Here is a 19,642-nt window from a genome sequence, read left to right on the forward strand (position 1 = left end):
CTCAATGGCTTCCAATCAATAAGTTACGATAGCAGCGGTATAGTCGCTGCTTCCATGTAAGCGAGGGTTGTTGTGCCCTTGCCTGTTCCAACAGGCTGATCACCGTTTCAGCGTTACAGAGCTGCCGGGAGCGTGGGTCAACATAGTTGGGGTAAAGGACCAGAGTGCCAGCGACCAGTGCATCCAGTGACAATGTGCGTCTACGCCTGGGACAGTGCATGGCATCCTGGGTCAGCCCCCAGCCTGCATAAAACGGCAGGCCGTAGGTGCATACCTCCCGGTGGCGTAATAGTGCTTCAAAGCCGGTAAGAGAACTCATGGTATGCACTGAATCGACACGCTCTAAAAGTACGCTGATGTCGATATGGCTGGCGTCCAGATCATACAGGCGATTGGCGTGGTTATCGAGTGCTCCGATGCGGGCGCCGCTGATTACATCCGGATGAGCCTTGTAGACAATAAAGGCCGCCGGATGTGCATCCCTTACGGCACGTAATAATGCACTGTTGGTACGCACTTCCGGTGAACCGGAGGCAATCGAGGCGTCACTCTCCACCTGACCAGGCACCAGTATGATGTGCCTGTCTGGGGGCAGGTCAATCGCATCCTGGCCGGGTACATTGTACTTCGAGAGCTTGAGGGCGACTAAGCGCTCACGTAAGTGAGCCGCCCTGGCGAGTAGGTCCTCGCTGAACTCGGTTTGATTGAGCAGCGTCTCCAGATCGCTGGGCTGGCTGGGGTCGTAGTAAATCCCCTGGCTGTCAATGACTAAAGAGAGAGGCTGGGTGAGGTCAACGCCGAGCCCGACTGAACGGATAAACCCATCTTCCATACGCCATAAATGTGCTAAATGCTCCCTATGGCGCGCTTTAAAATCATCGTTAATGCGGCTGGACCATAGCAGTAGCCTGGGCTGATTGGGATTAGGCTCTGTTTGCTTGGAGGGCAGCATCTTGGGCAGCCCTTTCTGATACTCGACGCTCGCAGCCGGTCCAAGAAAGTGGCCAATGAAGCGTCGCTTCCAGGAAGAGAATCCACAGGCGAGCCAACGGCCACGCAGTCGCTCTTGCTGACGCTTTTGGTCTGCAATAAGAGCGATGGTCTCCTCAAGGGTTGCGGCTTTGCCGGTGTAGGGGTTGGCATAGCGGCTGTAGCGCAGGTAAGCCGCAGCGAACACTTCTTCCAGCGAGCGTTGGCGGTGCCTGCGATGGCAGCTCAATTGGTCAAGGGTGAGGCCCCAGCCCGCATAAAAGGGGAGGCCAAAGCAGTGAACCTGTTTACCTGCCAGTAGTGCTTCAAATCCGAGTTGACTGGTCACGACGTAGACGGTGTCCACCTGATCAAACAATGCCCAGGGATTGATATCTTCGCTAATGATATGGCAGCGTGGATGCGCGTGAGCGTTGGCCAGATGGCCCTGTTTTTTACCCGCAATAACGTCCGGGTGGACTTTGACCAGGATATCGGTATCAGGGTGGTTGCTTAGCGCCTTTTCCAGCATCTGATCAAAGCTTTTCGCGCTGGCGCCACCGTAATATATTGAAGCATCGCCCGCTGTTTGGTCTACGACAAGAACCCTGGCTCCCGGTTTTGCCAAAATGTAATCTGCGGCGTGGTTATATTTTGACAGCCGGTAGTGCTGTAGCTGTTGTATACAGCGACGGGCAAGTGCAAGCTCATCAGGATTAAAGGTGGCGCTGTTCAGCCAGTTTTCCAGGTCGCAGGGGCGCGAGGCATCGTAGTAGATACCCACATGGTCAATGACCATGCTGTGAGGTTGATACCCTTCGACACCTAACCCCAGCGAGCGCAGAAAGCCATCTTCCAGGGCGATATAGGGGAGGGTATGGCGCTTGGCGAACTGCCGGGCTTTCACACTAGTGGGTTTCAGTCCCCAGCCAATAACGGCATCCGGCTTGGGTTTAAGTAAGCCAATGCGCGAAAAGTGATCAAATTCAGGCAAAAATGCTGCAAGAGCGGCGATCTTGCTAATGCCATGAGAGGTGTAGCCAGCTGTACGTTTCGCCATGAATAAGCCGCAGTAAAATGAAGAGCAAACTGAAACGGTAAACGAAAATGTTACGTGAGTAAGGTGGCGAACATACGTGAAACAGGCACGCTTATCAATGACGTCGATAGTGGCCTTACATTAAGATGACATTGGCGCACAAAATGCCACAGATGGAAAAAAAATTCTAAGTTGATTTACATCAACGCGCACTGCCGCCATCTTTTTGGTAAGTTGTTTCTCTTATACTGCCGTTGGTGCTAATTGATTTAGCTCAATTTAAGGGAAGTTGACAAATATAGGGATAATCGGTGCGCTTAGCCCCCCTACTTAACAGACTTGCTACGTTACGTTCTCTAAAAGGTCGGCTATTGCTGGGCCTTTCCTGTGCGTTGTTGCTACTGGCTGCACTGGTATTAGGTATGGCGTGGCAAGTGGGTAAGTCGATGGTGCAGGAAACCAATATGGCGCATTTGCGCTATGAGGCCAAGCTGCTGGCAGATGAAGTCACTCAGCAGGTAGAGCAACGGTTTCAGGCACTTGAGCGTTTAAGCCGTATGGTAGGGGTAACAGACGACCCAGAATGGCTGGGTTCTGAGCTGCGCAAAAATGATGCGTTATTAGCCTGGTTTGAAGGCGTTGTGGTAAGTGACAGGAATGGACGTGTCATCACTGACTGGCCCACGGTGATAGGGCGTGCTGGGTTGGAAACGGCAGAACTCGAATATTTTAAAATGGTACGCGGAACACGCCAGCCCTATGTGAGCGAGCCTTTTATTGGCCGCGCCAGCAGCATGCCAATGGTGCTTGTTGCTGTGCCTCGGAGAGATATGGCAGGGGAGTTCGCCGGCTTTATTGGCGGTATCGTTAGCTTGGATGCAGGTGGCTTGTTTAGTCGACTGGCCAAAATAAGATTAGGCAATTACGGTTATGCTTCCGTTGTCACTGCGTCCGGCAAGATTTTATACCATCCAGATGAAAGGCTAATTAATACTGATGTTGCTGATGCGCGGTATATTCCTCTGTTAGACCTCGCGCTGGACGGGTGGCAGGGCGATGGGGTTGGCGCGTTATTTGATGGGCAGATGAGTTTACAGTCCTATGCCCAGATATGGCCTGCCAATTGGATCGTGGGGCTCTATTTGCCCACTGATCAGGCCCAACTTCCCCTTTCGGGTTTTATCTACCAACTGTGGTGGATATGGGTAGCCATAGCGCTCATGATGATGCCGTTTTTATGGTTATTACTGGCGCGTATTTTATCTCCCCTCAATCAACTGGAAGCGCAAATCGGCGAAGTTGGTTGTGGACAACGCTCCCGTGTAAGCCTTGCGACGACGATGCACGAGCTCCAGCAGGTGGCTAACACCTTTAATCGCGTGGAAGATGAGCGCCAGCAGTTGGTAGAGCACCTGCAGGAACGTGAGGCGTTCCTGGATTCGGTGCTGAACGCCACGCCCCAGGGTATGTTTGTAGCTAATTTTGGTGGCACCATTACCTATATGAATCCTGCACTTCTGAGTATGCTCGGCATTGACGCTGATATCTCGATGGAGGAGTGGCTTAAACAAATTCACCCGGATGACGGCCAGGGTGCCAGGGACATGTGGATACATAGCCTTAAATCCGGCAAGGATTTTGTGCGCCAGCTGCGTTTTATCCGCAGTGATAATGAAACGCTATGGCTGGATATCCATGCTCGGGTGGTCATGCTTTCCCAAGGCGGGCACTCCCTTGGTTTGGTGGGGGTTGTTAAGGATATTACCGAACGCCGGGAACAGGAAGCTCTGCAACGCTGGGAGGCGGAGCACGACCCTTTGACGGGACTATTAAACCGCCGCGGATTTGAACGCCGCCTTGAAGAGGCGTTTGCTGATTTCCAGAAAACCAGCACACCTTCCGCCCTGTTGATGTTTGATCTTGACCACTTCAAGCCCATTAATGATGAGGGTGGGCATGCGCTGGGGGATGAAATGCTGCGGCGAATAGCTCAGGTAGTTGCCTGGGAAGTACGCCGTAGTGACCATGTGGCGCGCCAGGGGGGCGATGAGTTTGGTGTTTTGCTACCTAGCTGTACCATTGGGCAGGCCCAGAAGATCGCTGAGGCATTACGTCAGGCGGTCAGTGAGGTGTCGGTTACTCACGAAGGAAAAGAGTACCTGGTGACATTGAGTATTGGTGTGACCAGCTTCAATGAAAATGATGCTTCCGTGCACGATGCGCTTTCCCGAGCAGATGCAGCGAGCTATGAGGCAAAAGGCCAGGGGCGCGACGGCGTGGTGTTAAAGGTTCCAAGCGAACCGGACCCTATGTCCTTATTTGAATAGCGCTCTCGCGATTTAGTGAGTCGACAAATCTATGCCGACGATAGAGTATAAGCAGATGCTTATTAGACTGAGAGTGCCTACGTGGACCTATTTGAGTTATTTGCCCGAACGTTAGATGTCACGTTGCCCGTGTTTGCGATGGTGTTTATCGGTATTGGCTTAAAGCGTTTGCACTGGATAGATCGGGCCTTTGTTGCTACGGCTTCGGCGTTAGTGTTTAAGGCAACGCTCCCCACGTTGATTTTTTTAAGCTTGATCAAAGCAGACTTCAGTGTGGCGTTAGATGTGTCTCTCTTGCTCTTTTTTGCCGCCGCCACACTTGGGCAGTTTGCATTCAGTTGGGTGTGGGCACATTATCGGGTGCCCAGGGCCGAGCGAGGCATCTATGTACAGGGGGCGTTCAGGGGCAACTGTGGGATAGTGGGCCTGGCGCTGGCGGCAGGTATGTACGGTAACTACGGTCTTTCGGCGGGTAGCCTGCTGCTGGGTGTCGTGATTGTAATGTATAATGCCCTTTCTGTTATCGCTTTGGCGGCCTATCAGCCGGGGCAGTCAACGGATTGGCGCAGCCTGCTAAAACATATTGCAACGAATCCCCTTATTATTTCCGTCTTCGCAGCCTTGCCGTTTACGGCGTTCTCGATTCCGTTGCCCAACTGGGTTATTACGTCGGGTGATTACTTTGCCTCGTTAACCTTGCCCCTTGCACTGATTTGTATCGGGGCAACACTTTCGGTGGCCAGCATGCGTGACGGCAGCCAGATAGCGTTAAGCTCCAGCGTTATGAAAATGGTGGTGCTGCCTTTTGTGTCGACGCTGGCAGCCTGGATGGCGGGTTTCTCCGGTGAGCAACTGGGCCTGCTCTTCCTGTTTTTCGCCAGCCCCACTGCCGCTGCAAGCTTTGTGATGGTGAAAGCCATTAATGGTAACGTGGCCCTGGCTGCCAATATCATTGCCATCACAACGTTAATGGCGAGCATCACCGTCACGGTAGGTATTTTTGCATTACGGCTGTTGGGTTGGATTTGACGAGTACGGTTGGCCCACGCGGGGCGTTACGCTATACTACGCGCCCAGCTTCAGCCCTATAAGTCCCTGTAGCTCAGTAGGATAGAGCAGCCGCCTCCTAAGCGGCAGGTCGCAGGTTCGACTCCTGCCAGGGACGCCAACGGCCATTCTTGAGAGGTCCTGAGAAGGCCTGAAAAATAGTACAATACTCTGAAATACATGGTTTTTTAGCTCCTCGTTGTTCCTCGCAGTTCCTTCCAAATCCCGCTGCCAAGTGGTATACATTCCGGTATATGCCTTCATTCGGAAATACTCGGTATACCTCCATGGCGCTAACTATCCGACAAATAAACGCAACTAAGCCCGGCACGAAAATTATTACCCTCTCAGATGGCATGGGATTAGAACTTAGGATCTCAACCAATGGCAGTCGTGGATGGCGTTTGCGCTACACGCGTCCCAATGGCAAGCGCAACATGATCAGCCTTGGTCAGTACCCTGAAGTGAGCCTTGCCGAAGCAAGGGAGAAGCGGACGGATATGAGGCGTCTAATATCCCAAGGCATTGATCCTGTAGAGCAAAAGCAGAGCGACAAACGCCAACGACAGTACGCAACTGAAAACACGTTTGAAGTGCTGGCCATGGAGTGGCACGCCGCAATGGTGCCGCGCTGGAAAGAGAGTTCTAAGCGTGCCAATGACAGCAGGCGCGTGCTTGAAATGTATGTGTTCCCCAAAGTAGGGAATCGGCCGATAGAGAGTATTCTGCCCCTCGAATGGCTGGACATACTGCGTACGCTTGAAGAGTTAGGGAAATTCGAACAGAGACGCCGCCTGCACGCCTTTTGTCGTGACATCTACCGCTTTGCCATCATTACGGGTAGAGCCAGCTGCCAGCTACAACCCCCTTACCGACCTTCAAACGGCGCTTAAGCCCTACAAGCGGGGCAGCTTCCACCATATCCCCCAAAGCGAGCTACCACAGCTTGTGCGCGATATTGAGGCGTACGATAAAAGCCCCATGGTGCGCATTGGGCTAAAGCTGTTGCTACTGACGGCCGTTCGCCCTGGAGAGCTACGCCGGGCTGAGTGGACTGAGTTCGACTTAGATGCAGCCGTTTGGAAGATCCCCGCCGAGCGTATGAAAATGGGCAGGGCGCACCAAGTGCCCCTGCCTAGCCAGGCATTGTGTGAGCTGCGTTACCTTCACAAGCTAACAGCCCCCTTCAAATTGCTATTTCCTGGCCGTAATGACCCACGAAAACCAATCTCCGATGCCGCTTTTGGCATGGCTCTAAAGCGTATGGGTTATGAAGGGCGGCACGTACCCCACGGTACGCGCCATGTGGTGGCCACCGGCTTAAAAAAAGAGCTGGGCTACCCCAGAGAATGGATAGAGCTACAGCTATCGCACAAGCTGCCTGGGATTGAGGGCGTTTATACCCATGCCGAACACATGGCCCCGGATCAGCGGCCCGCCATGATGCAATTTTGGGCGAATTATCTTTTTGGTACAGAAAGGCAAGAAGACGGTTTAGTAAAATGATGGGGCTAGGGGAGAAGTGTCTTAACTGCAAGACAATGATGCGCATTGAGGAGCGTATTAAACCATCCGATGATAATCAGGTAGCACTTTTAAGGTGCTTTGGATGTGGAGCATATTGGCGTGTTGATTTAACCCTTTCTTCCGTACGCTCATGCAAATATAAAGAAAAAAAATATAAGAAAAGGCCCAGAAAAGAGAAGCCAATTAGGCCAAAATTTCCCTTTTTGCCCATCTACAGTGATGAGTATATGGTCGCAGATGGACTGTATGGGTTAGGGGAGAAATGCCCTAAATGTGAGTCGGATATGCGTGTAAGAACCAGTAGGCGCGTCTCGGAGAGTTTTAAAATCATTTACCTCAGATGTACTAATCGAAAATGCAGCACTGGGCAAAAAGTGGAATTAAGTGTTTCCCCATTCTATGAAGAATGAGCCAGCTTTGAACAATGTTGGCCTTTTGGGTGAATAGTATGGGGTCTATGGATTAATTCATTGACGAAAGGCGATGAGTGAAAGGAGCTAAGGAGTTTAAGCATACCCATGATTCAGAGAGTGAGCGCGACGGCACCACCTGAAAAACGCTTCGTCATCACCGGCGGCCCTGGGTCGGGAAAGAGTACTCTTCTTGAAGCACTTGCTGCTGTCGGCATTAAGCATATGCCGGAGGCCGGGAGAGCCATTATTCAGGGTCAAGTGGCCATCGGGGGCAACGCATTGCCTTGGGGAGATAAAGAGGCCTTTGCCGAGCTGATGTTGACCTGGGAACTGCGCTCGTGGCATGAAGCGGCTGAGATCGAGGGGCCAGTGCTGTTCGATAGGGGCGTTCCCGATGTGATCGGCTATAGGCGAGTCGTGGGCCTATCGGTGCCGGATCACGTATGGCGCGCCGCCGAGCAGTTCCGTTATGCGCCAACTGTGTTTGTGGCACCGCCGTGGGAAGCTATCTTCGCTGGCGACGCTGAACGTAAGCAGAGCTTTGCAGAGGCGTTGGCTACTTGGGAGGCAATGGTCGCCACTTATACCGAGCTAGGTTATACCCCTGTCGAATTGCCCCGAGCCAGTATCGTCGAGCGTGTAGCTTTCGTGCGCGAAAAGCTGGATTGTTGAATTTTTAAAGAGACATCCAAACCCGCTGTCACGCCCGTGGCAGCGGGTTTTTTTGGGCCTGTGAAAAACTCAATGTTGTATTCCGTTGTGCGGGATTTTTCGCACAACGCGCCCTTGTGGCGGGCCTTTCCAATAACCGTCAAGCTTCATAGGGCCACTAGGGCACTTGCCTGGAATGACACAGCGAGGACACAAATCAATGCCTGAACTCACCACTCACACAACGCCATTCAGAACGGTGAACAAGATCCAGCTAGGTAATCGCCTGCTGCGTCGCAAGGAAGTCGAGCAGAAAACCGGTAAAAGCCGTTCTGCGATTTATGACGGTGTTCGCCAGGGCACTTTCCCGGCACCGGTGCCGATTGGCGGCAAAAGCGTTGCTTGGCTGGAGGAGGAGGTGGATAGCTGGATTGCTAACTGCTTGGAAGAACGCAAACGCCAGCGCCTGGAAGGCATTCCCGCACCGCTACGCATGACCACACACCAGCAGGAGCGCCACGCATGAGCCAGTTTGAATTCACCATCAACGGAACAACGCTAAAGCTCACCGCGGACGATGTGGTCAAGCTTGAGGCTGCCATGGTAGACGCCACCAAATCACCCAGCCGAAAGGCGTTCCGTAAAGGTTCGACCGGTGATATCAGCGCTAAATGGTTAGATGGCCAGGGCGATGGCTTGGAGCGCTTCAACCGTCACCAGCGGCCCGCCGAGATCCTTACCGACTGCTAACCCCTAACCCTACCAAATAGGTATAACGCTGCTGGGCCAAGCCCAGCGGGTATGGGGAAGTTTTGCCCAAAGATCGCAAAAAAGGCCCCAGAGCGGGGAGCACTGGGGCCAAGCGAAGTTACATCAAAGGGAAGACATGAAGCCTATCAAATTGTGCGTAATTTGCTGCTTTAAAAGCTTGCGAGGAACACTGGGGAATGCTTATCATGGTAGTGCTGTAGCAAAATCTACAGCCGGGCGTAGGAACCCGTTCTATCCAAGGCGCTACAGCGCCCTCACCATTGCAGGCGCTTTTTTCATGCCTGTAGTGCGTCATTATGGCGGCTGTGCGTGGGCACGCTTCGGCGTGGCCGGTTCCCTTGGATGCCGGTTTCCTACCCCGCGTACGGTCGCCACCCAATCTCGTAGGAAGGATCGTGGCGACTCCAATATCCAAGGAGTCTTACCCATGGCCAATCACAGCCAAGGTGCGTACACGCACACCCAAATTTCCCCCTCGCATATCGCTACCGCGCTAATCGGTGCAAAACTGATTGCCTACCGTGTGAACCGTAAGCCTGAACAGCTTCAGCAGCTGTTGGGTATGGCACGTATGGCCACCGCGCTAAAACTCCTCTCTTACCAAGAACATGACCAACTCCTGATCGAGCTAGAACGCCTATGCGTTGAAGGGGTGGATCATGCCTAGCACGAACCATAGCCCACGTCTGGAAGATGCCGTTTGTCTGACAGAGGCCGAATGCCTGTTGATCGACCCCCGTGCCTATTATGACGACCTGTTCGAGCAGTGCGAGATCCGCTTAGAAGCCGCCAGTAATCTCATGATGACGTTGAGTGTATTGGATGCCCCCAGCTCTTGTGCCGACACTCGCGACATCGCCCATGTAGCGCTCTCCTGCCGCTTATTGTTGGCGGACTCACACGATTTGCTCATGGCAGCCCGGCAAGCCTTCCGACGCCAAAACCCGCCTGCCAGGAAGGGGGGCGAAAATGGCTAGGACGACCGTTCAAAAAATCCAGCAAGTGGCTATTGCCGCGCTTAATGACGCCGAAACGCTAGTGGCTGAATGGCTGCCCGATGGTGCGCGCCAAGGCAGCGAATGGGTAGCACGCAACACGGCCCGCGACGACCAGGGGAAAGGTTCGTTTGGTGTGTCACTGGCCAGCGGTAAGTGGAACGATTTTGCTGATCCAGACGCCCACGGCGGCGACCTAGTATCGCTGCTTAGTTACCTGCGCAGCTGTCGGCAGGTAGACGCTGCCATGATGATCGATCAACGGTTGGGGCTGGGTATTTTTCATCGTAACGGTGAGGCGCAAGCCTCACCCCCCATTGCAGTTACCCCCACCAAAAGCCAGCTACGCCAGCAGGCGGAAGCACAACGCCTTGCGGCTCAACACAAAGCCGCCCAACTGGCCAAAAAGCTTTGGCTCAATGGCCAGCCTGCTTGCCCTGGCCATACGTATTTGGTGAGCAAAGGGATTAGCCCTTATCGACTGCGCCAAACGCCTAAAGGCCAGCTAATGGTGCCGCTTTACGCCGATGGTGAGCTGGTCAATGTGCAATTGATCGATGCCCAAGGGAATAAGCGTTTCTTGAAAGGCGGGCAGGTGCTAGGCGCTTACTCCCCGCTTGGCCGGGTAATGCCTGGAAAGACCCTTTATGTCTGTGAAGGCTGGGCCACCGGGGCCACGATTCACGCCCACACCCGCGAGCCAATGGCGTGTGCCATGCACGCGGGAAATTTAGAGCCGGTTGCTCGTGGCCTATGTGAGCGCTATGGCCACCTTGAAATGGTCATTGCTGGCGACGACGACCGCGCTACCCCTGGAAACCCTGGCCGTACAGCCGCCAATGCAGCCGCGTTAGCGGTGGGGGCGTTGGTGCTGTTCCCGGCTTGGCCGAAAGAAGCCCCGCATATCCTGACCGATTTTAACGATTTGGCGTGCTGGTATCGCCAACAAGGGGGCCACCATGAGTGAGAAAAAACGCGAGCAGCAAAGCTACCTTGCGCTAGTTGGCCAACCTACCGCGCCGGAGATCGACACCTTAGAACGCCCAAGCTATGCCGTATATGAAGGGCAAACCCTGGTGGATGGGAAGCTGTTTCGAGCGGGCACATGGTTCCACGGCATCAAGCAGGGGCAGGGCGATGATATTGGCCAACCGTTTGATCTATGGATTTGTGGCCCACTGCATGTGGATGCCGAAACGCTAAACAGTGATGACGGCAGCGTAGGCCGCTTACTGCGCTTCAAGCACCGGGGCAAGGTCATTGAATACGTCATGCCCATGGAAGCGCTGGCCGGGAAGGGAGAAGAGATCTTAAAAGCCCTTTTCCGCCAGGGCCTAAAAGTGGAGTACCACCAGCGCCGCTATGTGCCTGCCTATATCGCCAGTCACCACGACTTAAACCGAGTGCTGGCCACCACGACCAAACCGGGCTGGCACGATGCAAGCGGTGCGTTTGTGCTGCCTAGCAAAATCTTAGGCGGCCAGGACGTGCGCTTTCAGGACAGCGGCAAGGGTGCCCACCTATTTTCTGAACGGGGCACACTAGAAAGCTGGCAAAGCGAACTGGCGCACTACTGCCAGGGAAACCCGGTGCTGATCCTGTCTGTTTGCTGCGCACTGGCGGGGCCACTGCTTTCAAAGGTAGGCGTAAACGGCGGTGGTGTGCATTTGGTAGGCGATTCCTCAAGCGGTAAGTCACTGGCTCAGGCTATCGCCGCCTCAGTGTGGGGCGATCCCAGCCGTTTTGCGGCTTCTTGGGATATGTCGCGGGGCGGTATCGAGATCGAGGCATCGTCACGCAATGACACGGTGCTGATTCTGGACGAGATCAAACGCGCCGACCCCAAGCGGGTACAAGAAATGGCCTACGCCATCGCTAACGGCACCGGTAAAGGCACCATGACCCGCGAGCGGGAAGGGCGGCCCAAGCTTTACTGGCGTGTTTTGGCGCTTTCTAGCGGGGAGCGGTCACTTTCTGAACATGCGGCCATTTCAGGTAATGCCGCCCACGCTGGGGCAGAGCTGCGGATGGTGGACGTAAACGCAGGCACTCGCACCTATCGCGCCTTTGATGACGTTCACGGCATGAGCGGGGCCACCTTCCATAGAAAGCTAACCACGGCCACCGCGCACCACTACGGCATGGTGGGGCCTGCGTTTGTGGAGCGCTTGATTAAAGAGACAGATCCCGACGTTTTCTATCAGCGCTTTGCGCAAGTGCGGGACGGCTTCGAAGCCGAAGGGCCACAAGCGGGCAGGGTAGCGGATCGCTTCGCCATTATCGGATTTGCCGGGGAGCTGGCCATCACCTATGGACTTTTACCCTGAAAGGCCGACACCGCCGCCAGTGCCTGCCGCCAACTGTTTGACGAGTGGTTGCTTACCGTTGGTGATGGGAACGCCGAGGATAGGCAAATACTTAGCGCGCTGTCGGATTTTATCGCCATGCACGGTGATAGTCGCTTTTCCGACATCGCCGCCAACTTGCCTAATCCTAACGTTAAGCATCGTGCCGGTTACTACGAGATAGAGGGCTTAAAACGCCTTTACCTGTTCAACCGCGCTTCATTGAGTGAGGCCGCCTCAGGCTATGGCCGAGAGCGAGTGATACGCACCTTGGAAACCTACGGTGTGTTGGCCAAGGTGGATAACGGACGCAACCAGAAAAACTACCGCCTGCCAGGAGGAGGGAGCACGCGCTTTTTCGTCATTGATCCCGACAAACTGGAGACAGAGCGGAGGAGCGCATGAAAAACCAGGCGTTATGGGCGAATTCTGGCGTTCTCTCCCTATCTGTTGCCGTCTCAAAAATAGCGGCTACGGATGGCAACCTGCAAAGCACTGAAAATAATAGGCTTTATGGCTGTTGCCTTGTTGCCGCCTTTTTCGTGTGTCAGAGAGAGGAATTATATAGAGGAGAAAATCACGCCTGCCAGGAAAGAGGAGTTTCGGCCCATAAGCTCATGAACCTAACTACGCGTGAACCTAGTTTCTGTGGCAACAGTGGCAACAGTGGCAACAAGGCAACGGCCAGTAACCACGCGGGTTTCAGCGTTGCCTTAGTAATAAGAGAGGTGGCAACAATGGCAACACATATCTTTATATACCTATGTCGTTGTGTGTCTGTTGCCATTTCAAAAAACCGTGGCAACAGTGTTGCCACTAAAAAAACTATTAAAATCAGTGAAATAGACTCTGTTGCCTTGTTGCCACGATTTTTGCGACCTAGAGGGTGGAAACACACAGGGGGAAGGATCTTGTTCGTACTGCGAACAATTTCAAGCAGCCTAGTGCAGTCGGCCCCTTCCCCTTCCTGGCAGGCGTTTTTCACCCAGCTAAACATTTCCCGTTGGTGGGGCTTTGGCTCCACCGTTTCACCCACGCACCCATCCCAACCGTGAGGCCCACATGACCCAGCAGTCACCAGATACCACCCCAGCAGCTAAACCGGATAGCCAAGAAATGAAAATATCCCACATGCGTTACTTTAAAGCCCCCGACATTGTTGCTACCGAGGTCACAGAGGCAGAACTAACAGCACAATTGGAGAGGGAGAGAGCTAAATACTTAATACGCCGTGAGAAGCTCGAAGATGTGACTAATGAGCTAACAAAATTACGGAAAACGCTGAGTGCGTTAGGCCAGCAAGAGAAAGGTGTGGATAGCGAATGGCGGCAAGAGTTCGTTAAGGGCTTTGGCAAGCAGAGCAAGGCAGTACGTGAGAAGCTCAAGCAAAAAGGGCAGTGGGCCTCAGAGGCTAGCCAGATCAAGGAAATGATAGCGCTACTGGAGCCGCAAGCGGAATGGCTCAAAATGCAGACTCTCTCAGCGCGCATGTCGCTACGAATAGCCGCGCGCCGCCTTGATGATCTTTTATCGCATAATCAGCTATTGAGCAGCCTGAGAGAAATGAGTGAAAGCGATAGCATGGCAAGCCTTAGCGCCGCTGTGCCGCAACTTTTGGAGCGTATCGAGGTGGCCACCTATAACGATACAAGTTTCATGATTGGACTAGGTATTGATGTTGCTATTCAGCCGGGTAAAAGTATCACGCCACACATGACCAATGATGATCACAGGCAAGCATCCCGTGAGATCCGCCTGCGCCAGTACGCAGCGTTGGGTGAGCTGCTGGTTAGTTTCTTGCCAGAAGTTGGTGGCCAACAAGGCATGCCAGCGACCCAGCTACCGCCGCGCCTCGAATGTGAGGCGGTAAAGGGTGAATACGCATCAAGCCTGGGCTTTGCCCGCTGTTTAAAAGACCTTGAGCTGCAAATGGAGTATGTACCGAGCCTGGACGATTTGGATAGCGCACAAGCCTAACCCAGCCATTCTACAGCGTATGGCCAACGCCCCGCCTTTGTGTGGGGCGTTGGTCATGGTGTTAGATTCTCGCATTGGTTTATTTCGCATTAGAGCAAGAAAGGCGGGGTTCCACATGTTGATGATGAAGATTTCTTGTTATTTTTGAATCAGTATATGCTGAGATGTAAGGTTCACTGAGCAATAGCTTGCTACGATAGGGGGAACTAGAGCTAAATTTAATGAGATTATAAGGGTGATTGATACCAATTTATGACTCAGGCTTATCATCACGGCAGGCACATAGTTGTTGAGCTAAAAATATGACTGATGACCAGATAAAAGAAAAAGCTGTTGAATTTGCTAGAAAAAATAAAAAGAAAATAGCTAAAAGATTAACTGATAAGGCGATTTATCCAAAGGAAGCTGATCCTGTATCCGTTTTTATGGCGGGATCACCAGGAGCTGGAAAGACAGAATCATCTCTTGAGCTGCTCAAATTCATTGAGTCAGAAGGTGGCTCTCCGATTTTGCGTATAGATCCCGATGAGCTTCGCAGTGAATTTGAGGATTATACCGGTAGCAACTCGTGGTTATTCCAGCATGCTGTGTCCATACTTGTCGATAAAATTCATGATATGGCCTTGGATAATAGGCAAAGCTTTCTCCTTGACGGAACCTTTGCAAGGTACGATGCTGCAGAGAAGAATATAAGGAGGTCTGTCGGGCGTAGTCGGTATGTGCAAGTCCTTTTCGTTTATCAAGATCCGCTACAAGCTTGGAAGTTCGTTGAGGCGAGAGAGGCCAGTGAAGGGAGGCGAATACCCATAGAAAGCTTTGTAGAACAATACTTTAGCTCAAGAGATGTTGTACATAGAATAAAAGCTGAATTTCAACGGAGCGTAAGCATTGATTTACTTGTCAAAAATAATGACTGCTCTATGAGGTACTACAAAGACAATGTCGACAGGATTGACACGCACATCCCCGAGAAATACACTCGCGAATCCCTGATAAGGGCGCTGCAAAAAACTAGGTGATTAAAATGTTCGCATTCATGAAAGGCCAAAAGGAAGTCGAGGTTAGGGAGTCATCCTTCTCAGCGTTCATCCGCGGAGCGTCTTCCAGAGAGAAAAAACGTGTTTATAGCCGAGTATTAGGCAAAGCGATTGAGCGCCAAAACAGCGTTCTCGCTAAGCATGAGCAAAGCAAAGCATAATCTAGACATCGATTTTCGAACCCGCCCATGAGGCGGGTTTTTTGTATTAGTTCAGTATAAATAGTCCCTCTTGTACGCGTAGCATAGAAGGTTTTAGCAGTGCTGAAGCCGCTCATTTGCCAGCGTACGGCCAACGCCCTGCCTTTGTGCGGGGCGGGTGTGTTAGGCAGGGCCGTAGGTGGGGGAAGGGTGGCCAGCTTTGTGCGAGCGCCTAAGGGGCTTTATGCGGCGATGTTGCCAACCATCCAACCTCACTCCGGCCGCGACCCACGCCGCGCACTCGACACCCCGCCCCGCCCGCGCGCTAAATGTGTCGGTTTTTATGCGCCCCTGCAAACGCTGCCAAGCCGCGCCACTGCTGGGCTGGCTGGTGGAAAATGGGTGCATGAAAATCATGCGAATTCATGCGGATTTGTGCAGTACCACATGCAAATTACGTAGTTGATTTGCAAAAAGTTAAAATATCTTGTGCATAGCGAGTTGGTTGGATAGCTTGGGAAGGCCTAATTGTTCTTGAATGATATTAATAGTCCCAACTTAAGGAGATTCGTGATGCCATTGCCTGATCAAAGCCATATGAACCAGGTTCGAAATGCTTTGTGGCATCCTTCGGGAAGTCGCGCTTCGGTAATGGTAGGTGCTGGATTCTCTCGCAACGGAAAAAAAATAGGTCCTGGGGTTAGTGAATTTCCGCTTTGGCATGATACAGCTAAAGAATTGTGCTACCACTTATATTCTGAAGAAGATCAACATCGCCGTGAGAGTGCTTTAGCGGAAGCTTCTGGAACAAGTGGTTTTTTAAGACTTGCTCAAGAATATGAATCTGCATTTGGAAGAGGAGCGCTTCACGAATTAATAAGAAAAGCAGTTCCAGATGAAAATTATTTACCAAGCGATTTTCATAAAGACTTACTAAAGCTTCCTTGGAAGGATGTTTTTACAACTAATTGGGATACTCTTCTAGAAAGAACGTTATTGCATGTTACAAATAGAAATTATCGCGTAGTTAGAACAGTAGATGAAATTGCATCATCTAATGGATCTCGTATTTTTAAGTTGCATGGTTCATTCCCTTCAAGCGTACCCTTTATTTTTACTGAGGAAGATTATAGAAGTTATCCCAAAAAAAATGCTCCATTTGTTAATACCGTTCAGCAGTCTATGATGGAAACTGTTTTTTTACTGGTTGGATTCTCGGGGGAAGATCCAAACTTTTTACATTGGACAGGTTGGGTTAGAGATAACCTTGGCGACGCCGCACCAAAAATATATCTTGCGGGTTGGTTGGATTTGTCAGCACATAGAAGGAGAATGTTAGAAAATAGAAATGTTGTTCCGATTGACCTTGCTAGCCATCCTAAAGCGAAAATGTGGCCGGAACATCTCAAGCACCAGTATGCAACAGAGTGGCTGTTGAAAACACTAGAGTGTGGTCAGCCTTATAATTTTATGAATTGGCCACAAGTACCTGAAAGAAAAACAAAAAAAATTCCCGAATACTTGCAGCCGGTTGATGGGTTAACAGGAGAAATACCTCAGGATGAAAGCAAGTATCCTGTAGGATATGGTGAAGAGAAAATTACAGTTGAGGGATTAAGGAAGCATTTTGATAGCTGTAAATTTAACCGAAAAATGTACCCAGGCTGGTTGATTTTACCACCTGATAATAGCCACTTTATATTAAGAACGCTTGAGTATTGGGAAAAAGCATTTTTTGATAATAAGGAGCTTTTGACCTACGAGGAGATTATTTTTTATTTGGATGAGTTTGTTTTTAGAAGTAGTTTGGTTTTGAACCCTATTCCAAATAAGGTTGTTAATGAGATAAGAGACGTACTTTTTAATGTTGACTGTCATGCTAGGAAAATAAACGGTAAGTTTGAAAATGTAGACTGGGGTGAACTGTATTTGTGTTGTTTTCGTTTAACTAAGTCATTAGTAACTAGTTATAGATTTGATGGGAATGAGACTGATTTTAATTTTTATATGCTTCGGTTAAATAACTTTCTTGGTTGTGAGGAAGAAGCCACACAGTTTGTATCTCATGAGAAATGTTTGTGGCTGTTAAATGATTTTAAGCTAGAAGCCTTGGATTCTGCTCTCGATAAATGGGATGTAGCTGGCGTGGACCCAATTTGGATGGCCCGGAAAGCCGCAATTCTAGTTGAAGCTGGGAGGTCTGAAGACGGGATAAGAACATTAGAGCATGCTTTAGAAGAAATAAGAAAAAGTGAAAGAGGCGATTCTTTAATAAGTTCTTCTTCAAGAGAGTCTTGGATGCTATGGATGGCCCAGGCTATTGAGTGGAGATACAAAATAGATGAAGAATTTGACTATAACGACGAGTCTGCATTTGATAGGTGGAAAGAACTTTCACATCTTGCTTGCGATGTCTCTAGTCATAAAGAATTTTATATCAAAGAACTACTGGATAACAGGGAAAGTAAAGAGGCCCAACCCTTTGATTTAGGTGTTGTAAGAGGAAAGACAATAAATTTTTCTGAACGTAAATTTATCAAGTGGCGAGCAGCATTAAGAGTTTTAAGGTTAACTGAGGTTGCTGGCTTGCCGGCTAAGGTCAATAATGTAAGAGTATCCCTTGATGATTTAAAAATAGCTTCTGAAATATTGCTTGAGAATGATCCTTTATTTGCGATGAAATTAATGCTGCGTATAACCGATTTTGAAGGTGATAACTCCTTTAATATCATCTGGTCTAGGCCGGTTATTGCAAGTATTGAATTGGTGGATGTGATTTTTTTAGTTGAGGTGGTGGGGGAGTTCATCGACTTTTCTTCTACCAAGGTTTCTGCTAATTCAAAAAATAAATTCTATTGGATTGGTCGTTTAAGAGTTGCTATTGAAGCTTTATCAAGATTAGTCCTTAGGCTTGATAAGGATGGAGCTGAAAAGATTTTTGATAAGGCTATTGCGATTTATAGTTCTGATTTGATATTTGCACATACATGGTTATCCAAACCTATAGAAAATCTACTTTCAAGATCATGGGAGGCGATTCCTAAAAGAACTCAAGATTTAAGATCTTTAGATGTAATGAAGTTGCCGATTCTAGGAGTTAATGACAAAGCTTCTGAAGTAAGTGATCCAGTTAAAGTGCTTGCAAATAGAAATAAATTTAGTGTTGCTGGTCGAAACAATGATAATAATGATAGTTGGTTGCTTTTTTTACAAATTATTAAGAAAGGGTTGCTGAGTATTAGTTTTGAGCGTGAAAATGCTTGTTTAAGATTGGCGGTGTCTGGGGTTTGTAATCACTTAAATGATGAAGAGAAGTTACAGTTTGCAAATGCTATATGGGGTAATGTAAATCGTAAAAGCAATTTACCACAAGATACAGGCTTAAATAACTGGGTCTTTTTCTTGCTGCCTCAAGTAGAACCTGAAACTGCTTATAAACGTTACAAAAAGAATATATTTAAAGACCCGTTGCCAAAACGTGAGCTATTATCTGATTTAGGTTTAGATTTGAATACCCTTCATATGGAGGGAGTTTTTATAGATTTAGATGCTGATGAGCAATCAAAGCTCTTTGATTGTGCTATGGATTGGACTAAAACATTTTATATAAAGGAGGTAGAAGATCCGTTTTCAAGAGAGAATTATATAAAAGAGGAGGTTTGTGTTGGATTAGGCTATTTGCTAATATTTTTTGATTTCCCCCGGAAAGTTGTTGACGCAGTATATAAAAAAGTAATGTCTGAGGATAATGCAGCATTTTGTTTCTTATATCCAGGTCTGTCTAAGTATTATGCTTCTAATGCTAATGCTATTTCTCATCGGATTAGAATCTTTCTATCATCCGAAGATGAAGAATCTGCTGATAAAGTACTTGAAATGTTGAACGTTTGGTTGAAATATTCCAGAGACAGTAGTTTTCATTTACCAGATATTCCAGATGACATAGTTAAAGAGATCGGAATAATAGTAGCAACTCGTAGAAAAAAGGGGCTGAATAGATCTTTACAGTTTTTCCGGAAGGTTTTTTCTAAGGGGGAGGACTCACAGAAAGCGCTAGTTTATGAGATGATTTTACATGGATTAAGCTATCTGATTGAAGAGCTAGATTATAGCCGTAGCCATAATGCTGATACCGACAGTATTCCCTTATGGCGATGGGGATGTGCCCACCTTGCATTAGCTATGGCTGAAGGTGGCTTTGGTTATGACCCTATTGTAAAAAAATGGGTTTCAGTAGCAGAAAACGATCCCCTGCCAGAGGTAAGAAACGCCGCAAGCCCCCTCTGTCAGCCTAGTTGTCCGGTTGGCGATATCGCCTAAATCTAATCCAGAGGGAGCGACATGGAGTCCTTGTGCCACGTTATTCTGCAGAGCGTAAATCAGCCGTCCTGAAGAAGTTGTTAC

17 protein-coding genes and 1 tRNA gene are annotated in these 19,642 nt (G+C 49.9%); 17 read left to right on the top strand and 1 reads right to left on the bottom strand.

Features of this window, described 5'->3' with window-relative positions:
* Position 1: 1 nt before the first annotated feature.
* Positions 2 to 2,029 (bottom strand): capsular polysaccharide biosynthesis protein, encoded by a 2,028-nt coding sequence (locus tag HP566_RS21430; RefSeq protein WP_249979328.1) that lies wholly within the window; start codon positions 2,027 to 2,029, stop codon positions 2 to 4.
* 290 nt (positions 2,030 to 2,319) lie between these two features.
* Here HP566_RS21430 and HP566_RS21435 point away from each other — a divergent pair, with 290 nt between their 5' ends.
* The 17 genes from HP566_RS21435 (at position 2,320) to HP566_RS21510 (ending at position 19,558) form a co-directional block, all read left to right on the top strand.
* A complete protein-coding gene (locus tag HP566_RS21435) occupies positions 2,320 to 4,335 on the top strand; it encodes a diguanylate cyclase (RefSeq protein ID WP_249979329.1) in 2,016 nt (671 codons plus the stop codon).
* Between the two features lie 81 nt (positions 4,336 to 4,416).
* Positions 4,417 to 5,364 carry an AEC family transporter gene (locus tag HP566_RS21440; protein WP_249979330.1) on the top strand — a complete coding sequence of 316 codons (948 nt, stop codon included), beginning with the start codon at positions 4,417 to 4,419 and terminating at the stop codon, positions 5,362 to 5,364.
* A gap of 62 nt (positions 5,365 to 5,426) precedes the next feature.
* Positions 5,427 to 5,503, top strand: a tRNA-Arg gene (locus tag HP566_RS21445).
* Between the two features lie 166 nt (positions 5,504 to 5,669).
* Positions 5,670 to 6,275 carry a tyrosine-type recombinase/integrase gene (locus HP566_RS21450; RefSeq protein ID WP_249979331.1) on the top strand — a complete coding sequence of 202 codons (606 nt, stop codon included), beginning with the start codon at positions 5,670 to 5,672 and terminating at the stop codon, positions 6,273 to 6,275.
* Complete coding sequence (locus HP566_RS21455) at positions 6,193 to 6,888, top strand: tyrosine-type recombinase/integrase (RefSeq protein ID WP_249979332.1); 696 nt, start codon at positions 6,193 to 6,195, stop codon at positions 6,886 to 6,888. The genes HP566_RS21450 and HP566_RS21455 overlap by 83 nt, the downstream gene beginning before the upstream one ends.
* A gap of 248 nt (positions 6,889 to 7,136) precedes the next feature.
* Positions 7,137 to 7,319 carry an ogr/Delta-like zinc finger family protein gene (locus HP566_RS21920; protein WP_425348217.1) on the top strand — a complete coding sequence of 61 codons (183 nt, stop codon included), beginning with the start codon at positions 7,137 to 7,139 and terminating at the stop codon, positions 7,317 to 7,319.
* 108 nt (positions 7,320 to 7,427) lie between these two features.
* Complete coding sequence (locus tag HP566_RS21460; protein ID WP_249979333.1) at positions 7,428 to 7,994, top strand: AAA family ATPase; 567 nt, start codon at positions 7,428 to 7,430, stop codon at positions 7,992 to 7,994.
* Positions 7,995 to 8,193: 199 nt separating this feature from the next.
* Positions 8,194 to 8,499 (top strand): helix-turn-helix transcriptional regulator, encoded by a 306-nt coding sequence (locus HP566_RS21465; protein WP_249979334.1) that lies wholly within the window; start codon positions 8,194 to 8,196, stop codon positions 8,497 to 8,499.
* Complete coding sequence (locus tag HP566_RS21470) at positions 8,496 to 8,723, top strand: hypothetical protein (RefSeq protein ID WP_249979335.1); 228 nt, start codon at positions 8,496 to 8,498, stop codon at positions 8,721 to 8,723. Before HP566_RS21465 ends, HP566_RS21470 begins: the two co-directional genes overlap by 4 nt.
* Before the next feature lie 448 nt (positions 8,724 to 9,171).
* Positions 9,172 to 9,411, top strand: coding sequence for a hypothetical protein (locus HP566_RS21475; protein ID WP_249979336.1), 240 nt, complete (start codon positions 9,172 to 9,174; stop codon positions 9,409 to 9,411).
* The gene (locus tag HP566_RS21480; protein ID WP_096653372.1) at positions 9,404 to 9,721 is read left to right on the top strand and encodes a hypothetical protein; all 318 of its coding nucleotides are present in this window, start codon (positions 9,404 to 9,406) and stop codon (positions 9,719 to 9,721) included. Before HP566_RS21475 ends, HP566_RS21480 begins: the two co-directional genes overlap by 8 nt.
* Complete coding sequence (locus HP566_RS21485; RefSeq protein ID WP_249979337.1) at positions 9,714 to 10,706, top strand: toprim domain-containing protein; 993 nt, start codon at positions 9,714 to 9,716, stop codon at positions 10,704 to 10,706. Before HP566_RS21480 ends, HP566_RS21485 begins: the two co-directional genes overlap by 8 nt.
* The gene (locus HP566_RS21490; RefSeq protein ID WP_249979338.1) at positions 10,699 to 12,066 is read left to right on the top strand and encodes a DUF927 domain-containing protein; all 1,368 of its coding nucleotides are present in this window, start codon (positions 10,699 to 10,701) and stop codon (positions 12,064 to 12,066) included. The genes HP566_RS21485 and HP566_RS21490 overlap by 8 nt, the downstream gene beginning before the upstream one ends.
* 117 nt (positions 12,067 to 12,183) lie before the next feature.
* Positions 12,184 to 12,489 carry a hypothetical protein gene (locus HP566_RS21495; protein ID WP_249979339.1) on the top strand — a complete coding sequence of 102 codons (306 nt, stop codon included), beginning with the start codon at positions 12,184 to 12,186 and terminating at the stop codon, positions 12,487 to 12,489.
* A 657-nt stretch (positions 12,490 to 13,146) separates the two neighbouring features.
* On the top strand, positions 13,147 to 14,061 hold the full coding sequence (locus tag HP566_RS21500; protein ID WP_249979340.1) for a hypothetical protein: 915 nt from the start codon (positions 13,147 to 13,149) through the stop codon (positions 14,059 to 14,061).
* Positions 14,062 to 14,363: 302 nt separating this feature from the next.
* Positions 14,364 to 15,080 (top strand): zeta toxin family protein, encoded by a 717-nt coding sequence (locus tag HP566_RS21505; protein WP_249979341.1) that lies wholly within the window; start codon positions 14,364 to 14,366, stop codon positions 15,078 to 15,080.
* A 731-nt stretch (positions 15,081 to 15,811) separates the two neighbouring features.
* On the top strand, positions 15,812 to 19,558 hold the full coding sequence (locus tag HP566_RS21510; RefSeq protein ID WP_249979342.1) for an SIR2 family NAD-dependent protein deacylase: 3,747 nt from the start codon (positions 15,812 to 15,814) through the stop codon (positions 19,556 to 19,558).
* Positions 19,559 to 19,642 lie beyond the last annotated feature (84 nt).

The sequence above is a fragment of the Vreelandella olivaria genome (genome assembly GCF_023507745.1).
Lineage (GTDB): Bacteria > Pseudomonadota > Gammaproteobacteria > Pseudomonadales > Halomonadaceae > Vreelandella > Vreelandella olivaria_A.

Bases quoted from the DNA above. Each gene is read 5' to 3' on its own strand.
- HP566_RS21430 (WP_249979328.1), bottom strand. From the start codon at position 2,029: ATGGCGAAACGTACAGCTGGCTACACCTCTCATGGCATTAGCAAGATC.
- HP566_RS21450 (WP_249979331.1), top strand. From the start codon at position 5,670: ATGGCGCTAACTATCCGACAAATAAACGCAACTAAGCCCGGCACGAAA.
- HP566_RS21920 (WP_425348217.1), top strand. From the start codon at position 7,137: ATGGTCGCAGATGGACTGTATGGGTTAGGGGAGAAATGCCCTAAATGT.
- HP566_RS21460 (WP_249979333.1), top strand. From the start codon at position 7,428: ATGATTCAGAGAGTGAGCGCGACGGCACCACCTGAAAAACGCTTCGTC.
- HP566_RS21465 (WP_249979334.1), top strand. From the start codon at position 8,194: ATGCCTGAACTCACCACTCACACAACGCCATTCAGAACGGTGAACAAG.
- HP566_RS21470 (WP_249979335.1), top strand. From the start codon at position 8,496: ATGAGCCAGTTTGAATTCACCATCAACGGAACAACGCTAAAGCTCACC.
- HP566_RS21475 (WP_249979336.1), top strand. From the start codon at position 9,172: ATGGCCAATCACAGCCAAGGTGCGTACACGCACACCCAAATTTCCCCC.
- HP566_RS21480 (WP_096653372.1), top strand. From the start codon at position 9,404: ATGCCTAGCACGAACCATAGCCCACGTCTGGAAGATGCCGTTTGTCTG.
- HP566_RS21485 (WP_249979337.1), top strand. From the start codon at position 9,714: ATGGCTAGGACGACCGTTCAAAAAATCCAGCAAGTGGCTATTGCCGCG.
- HP566_RS21490 (WP_249979338.1), top strand. From the start codon at position 10,699: ATGAGTGAGAAAAAACGCGAGCAGCAAAGCTACCTTGCGCTAGTTGGC.
- HP566_RS21495 (WP_249979339.1), top strand. From the start codon at position 12,184: ATGCACGGTGATAGTCGCTTTTCCGACATCGCCGCCAACTTGCCTAAT.
- HP566_RS21500 (WP_249979340.1), top strand. From the start codon at position 13,147: ATGACCCAGCAGTCACCAGATACCACCCCAGCAGCTAAACCGGATAGC.
- HP566_RS21505 (WP_249979341.1), top strand. From the start codon at position 14,364: ATGACTGATGACCAGATAAAAGAAAAAGCTGTTGAATTTGCTAGAAAA.
- HP566_RS21510 (WP_249979342.1), top strand. From the start codon at position 15,812: ATGCCATTGCCTGATCAAAGCCATATGAACCAGGTTCGAAATGCTTTG.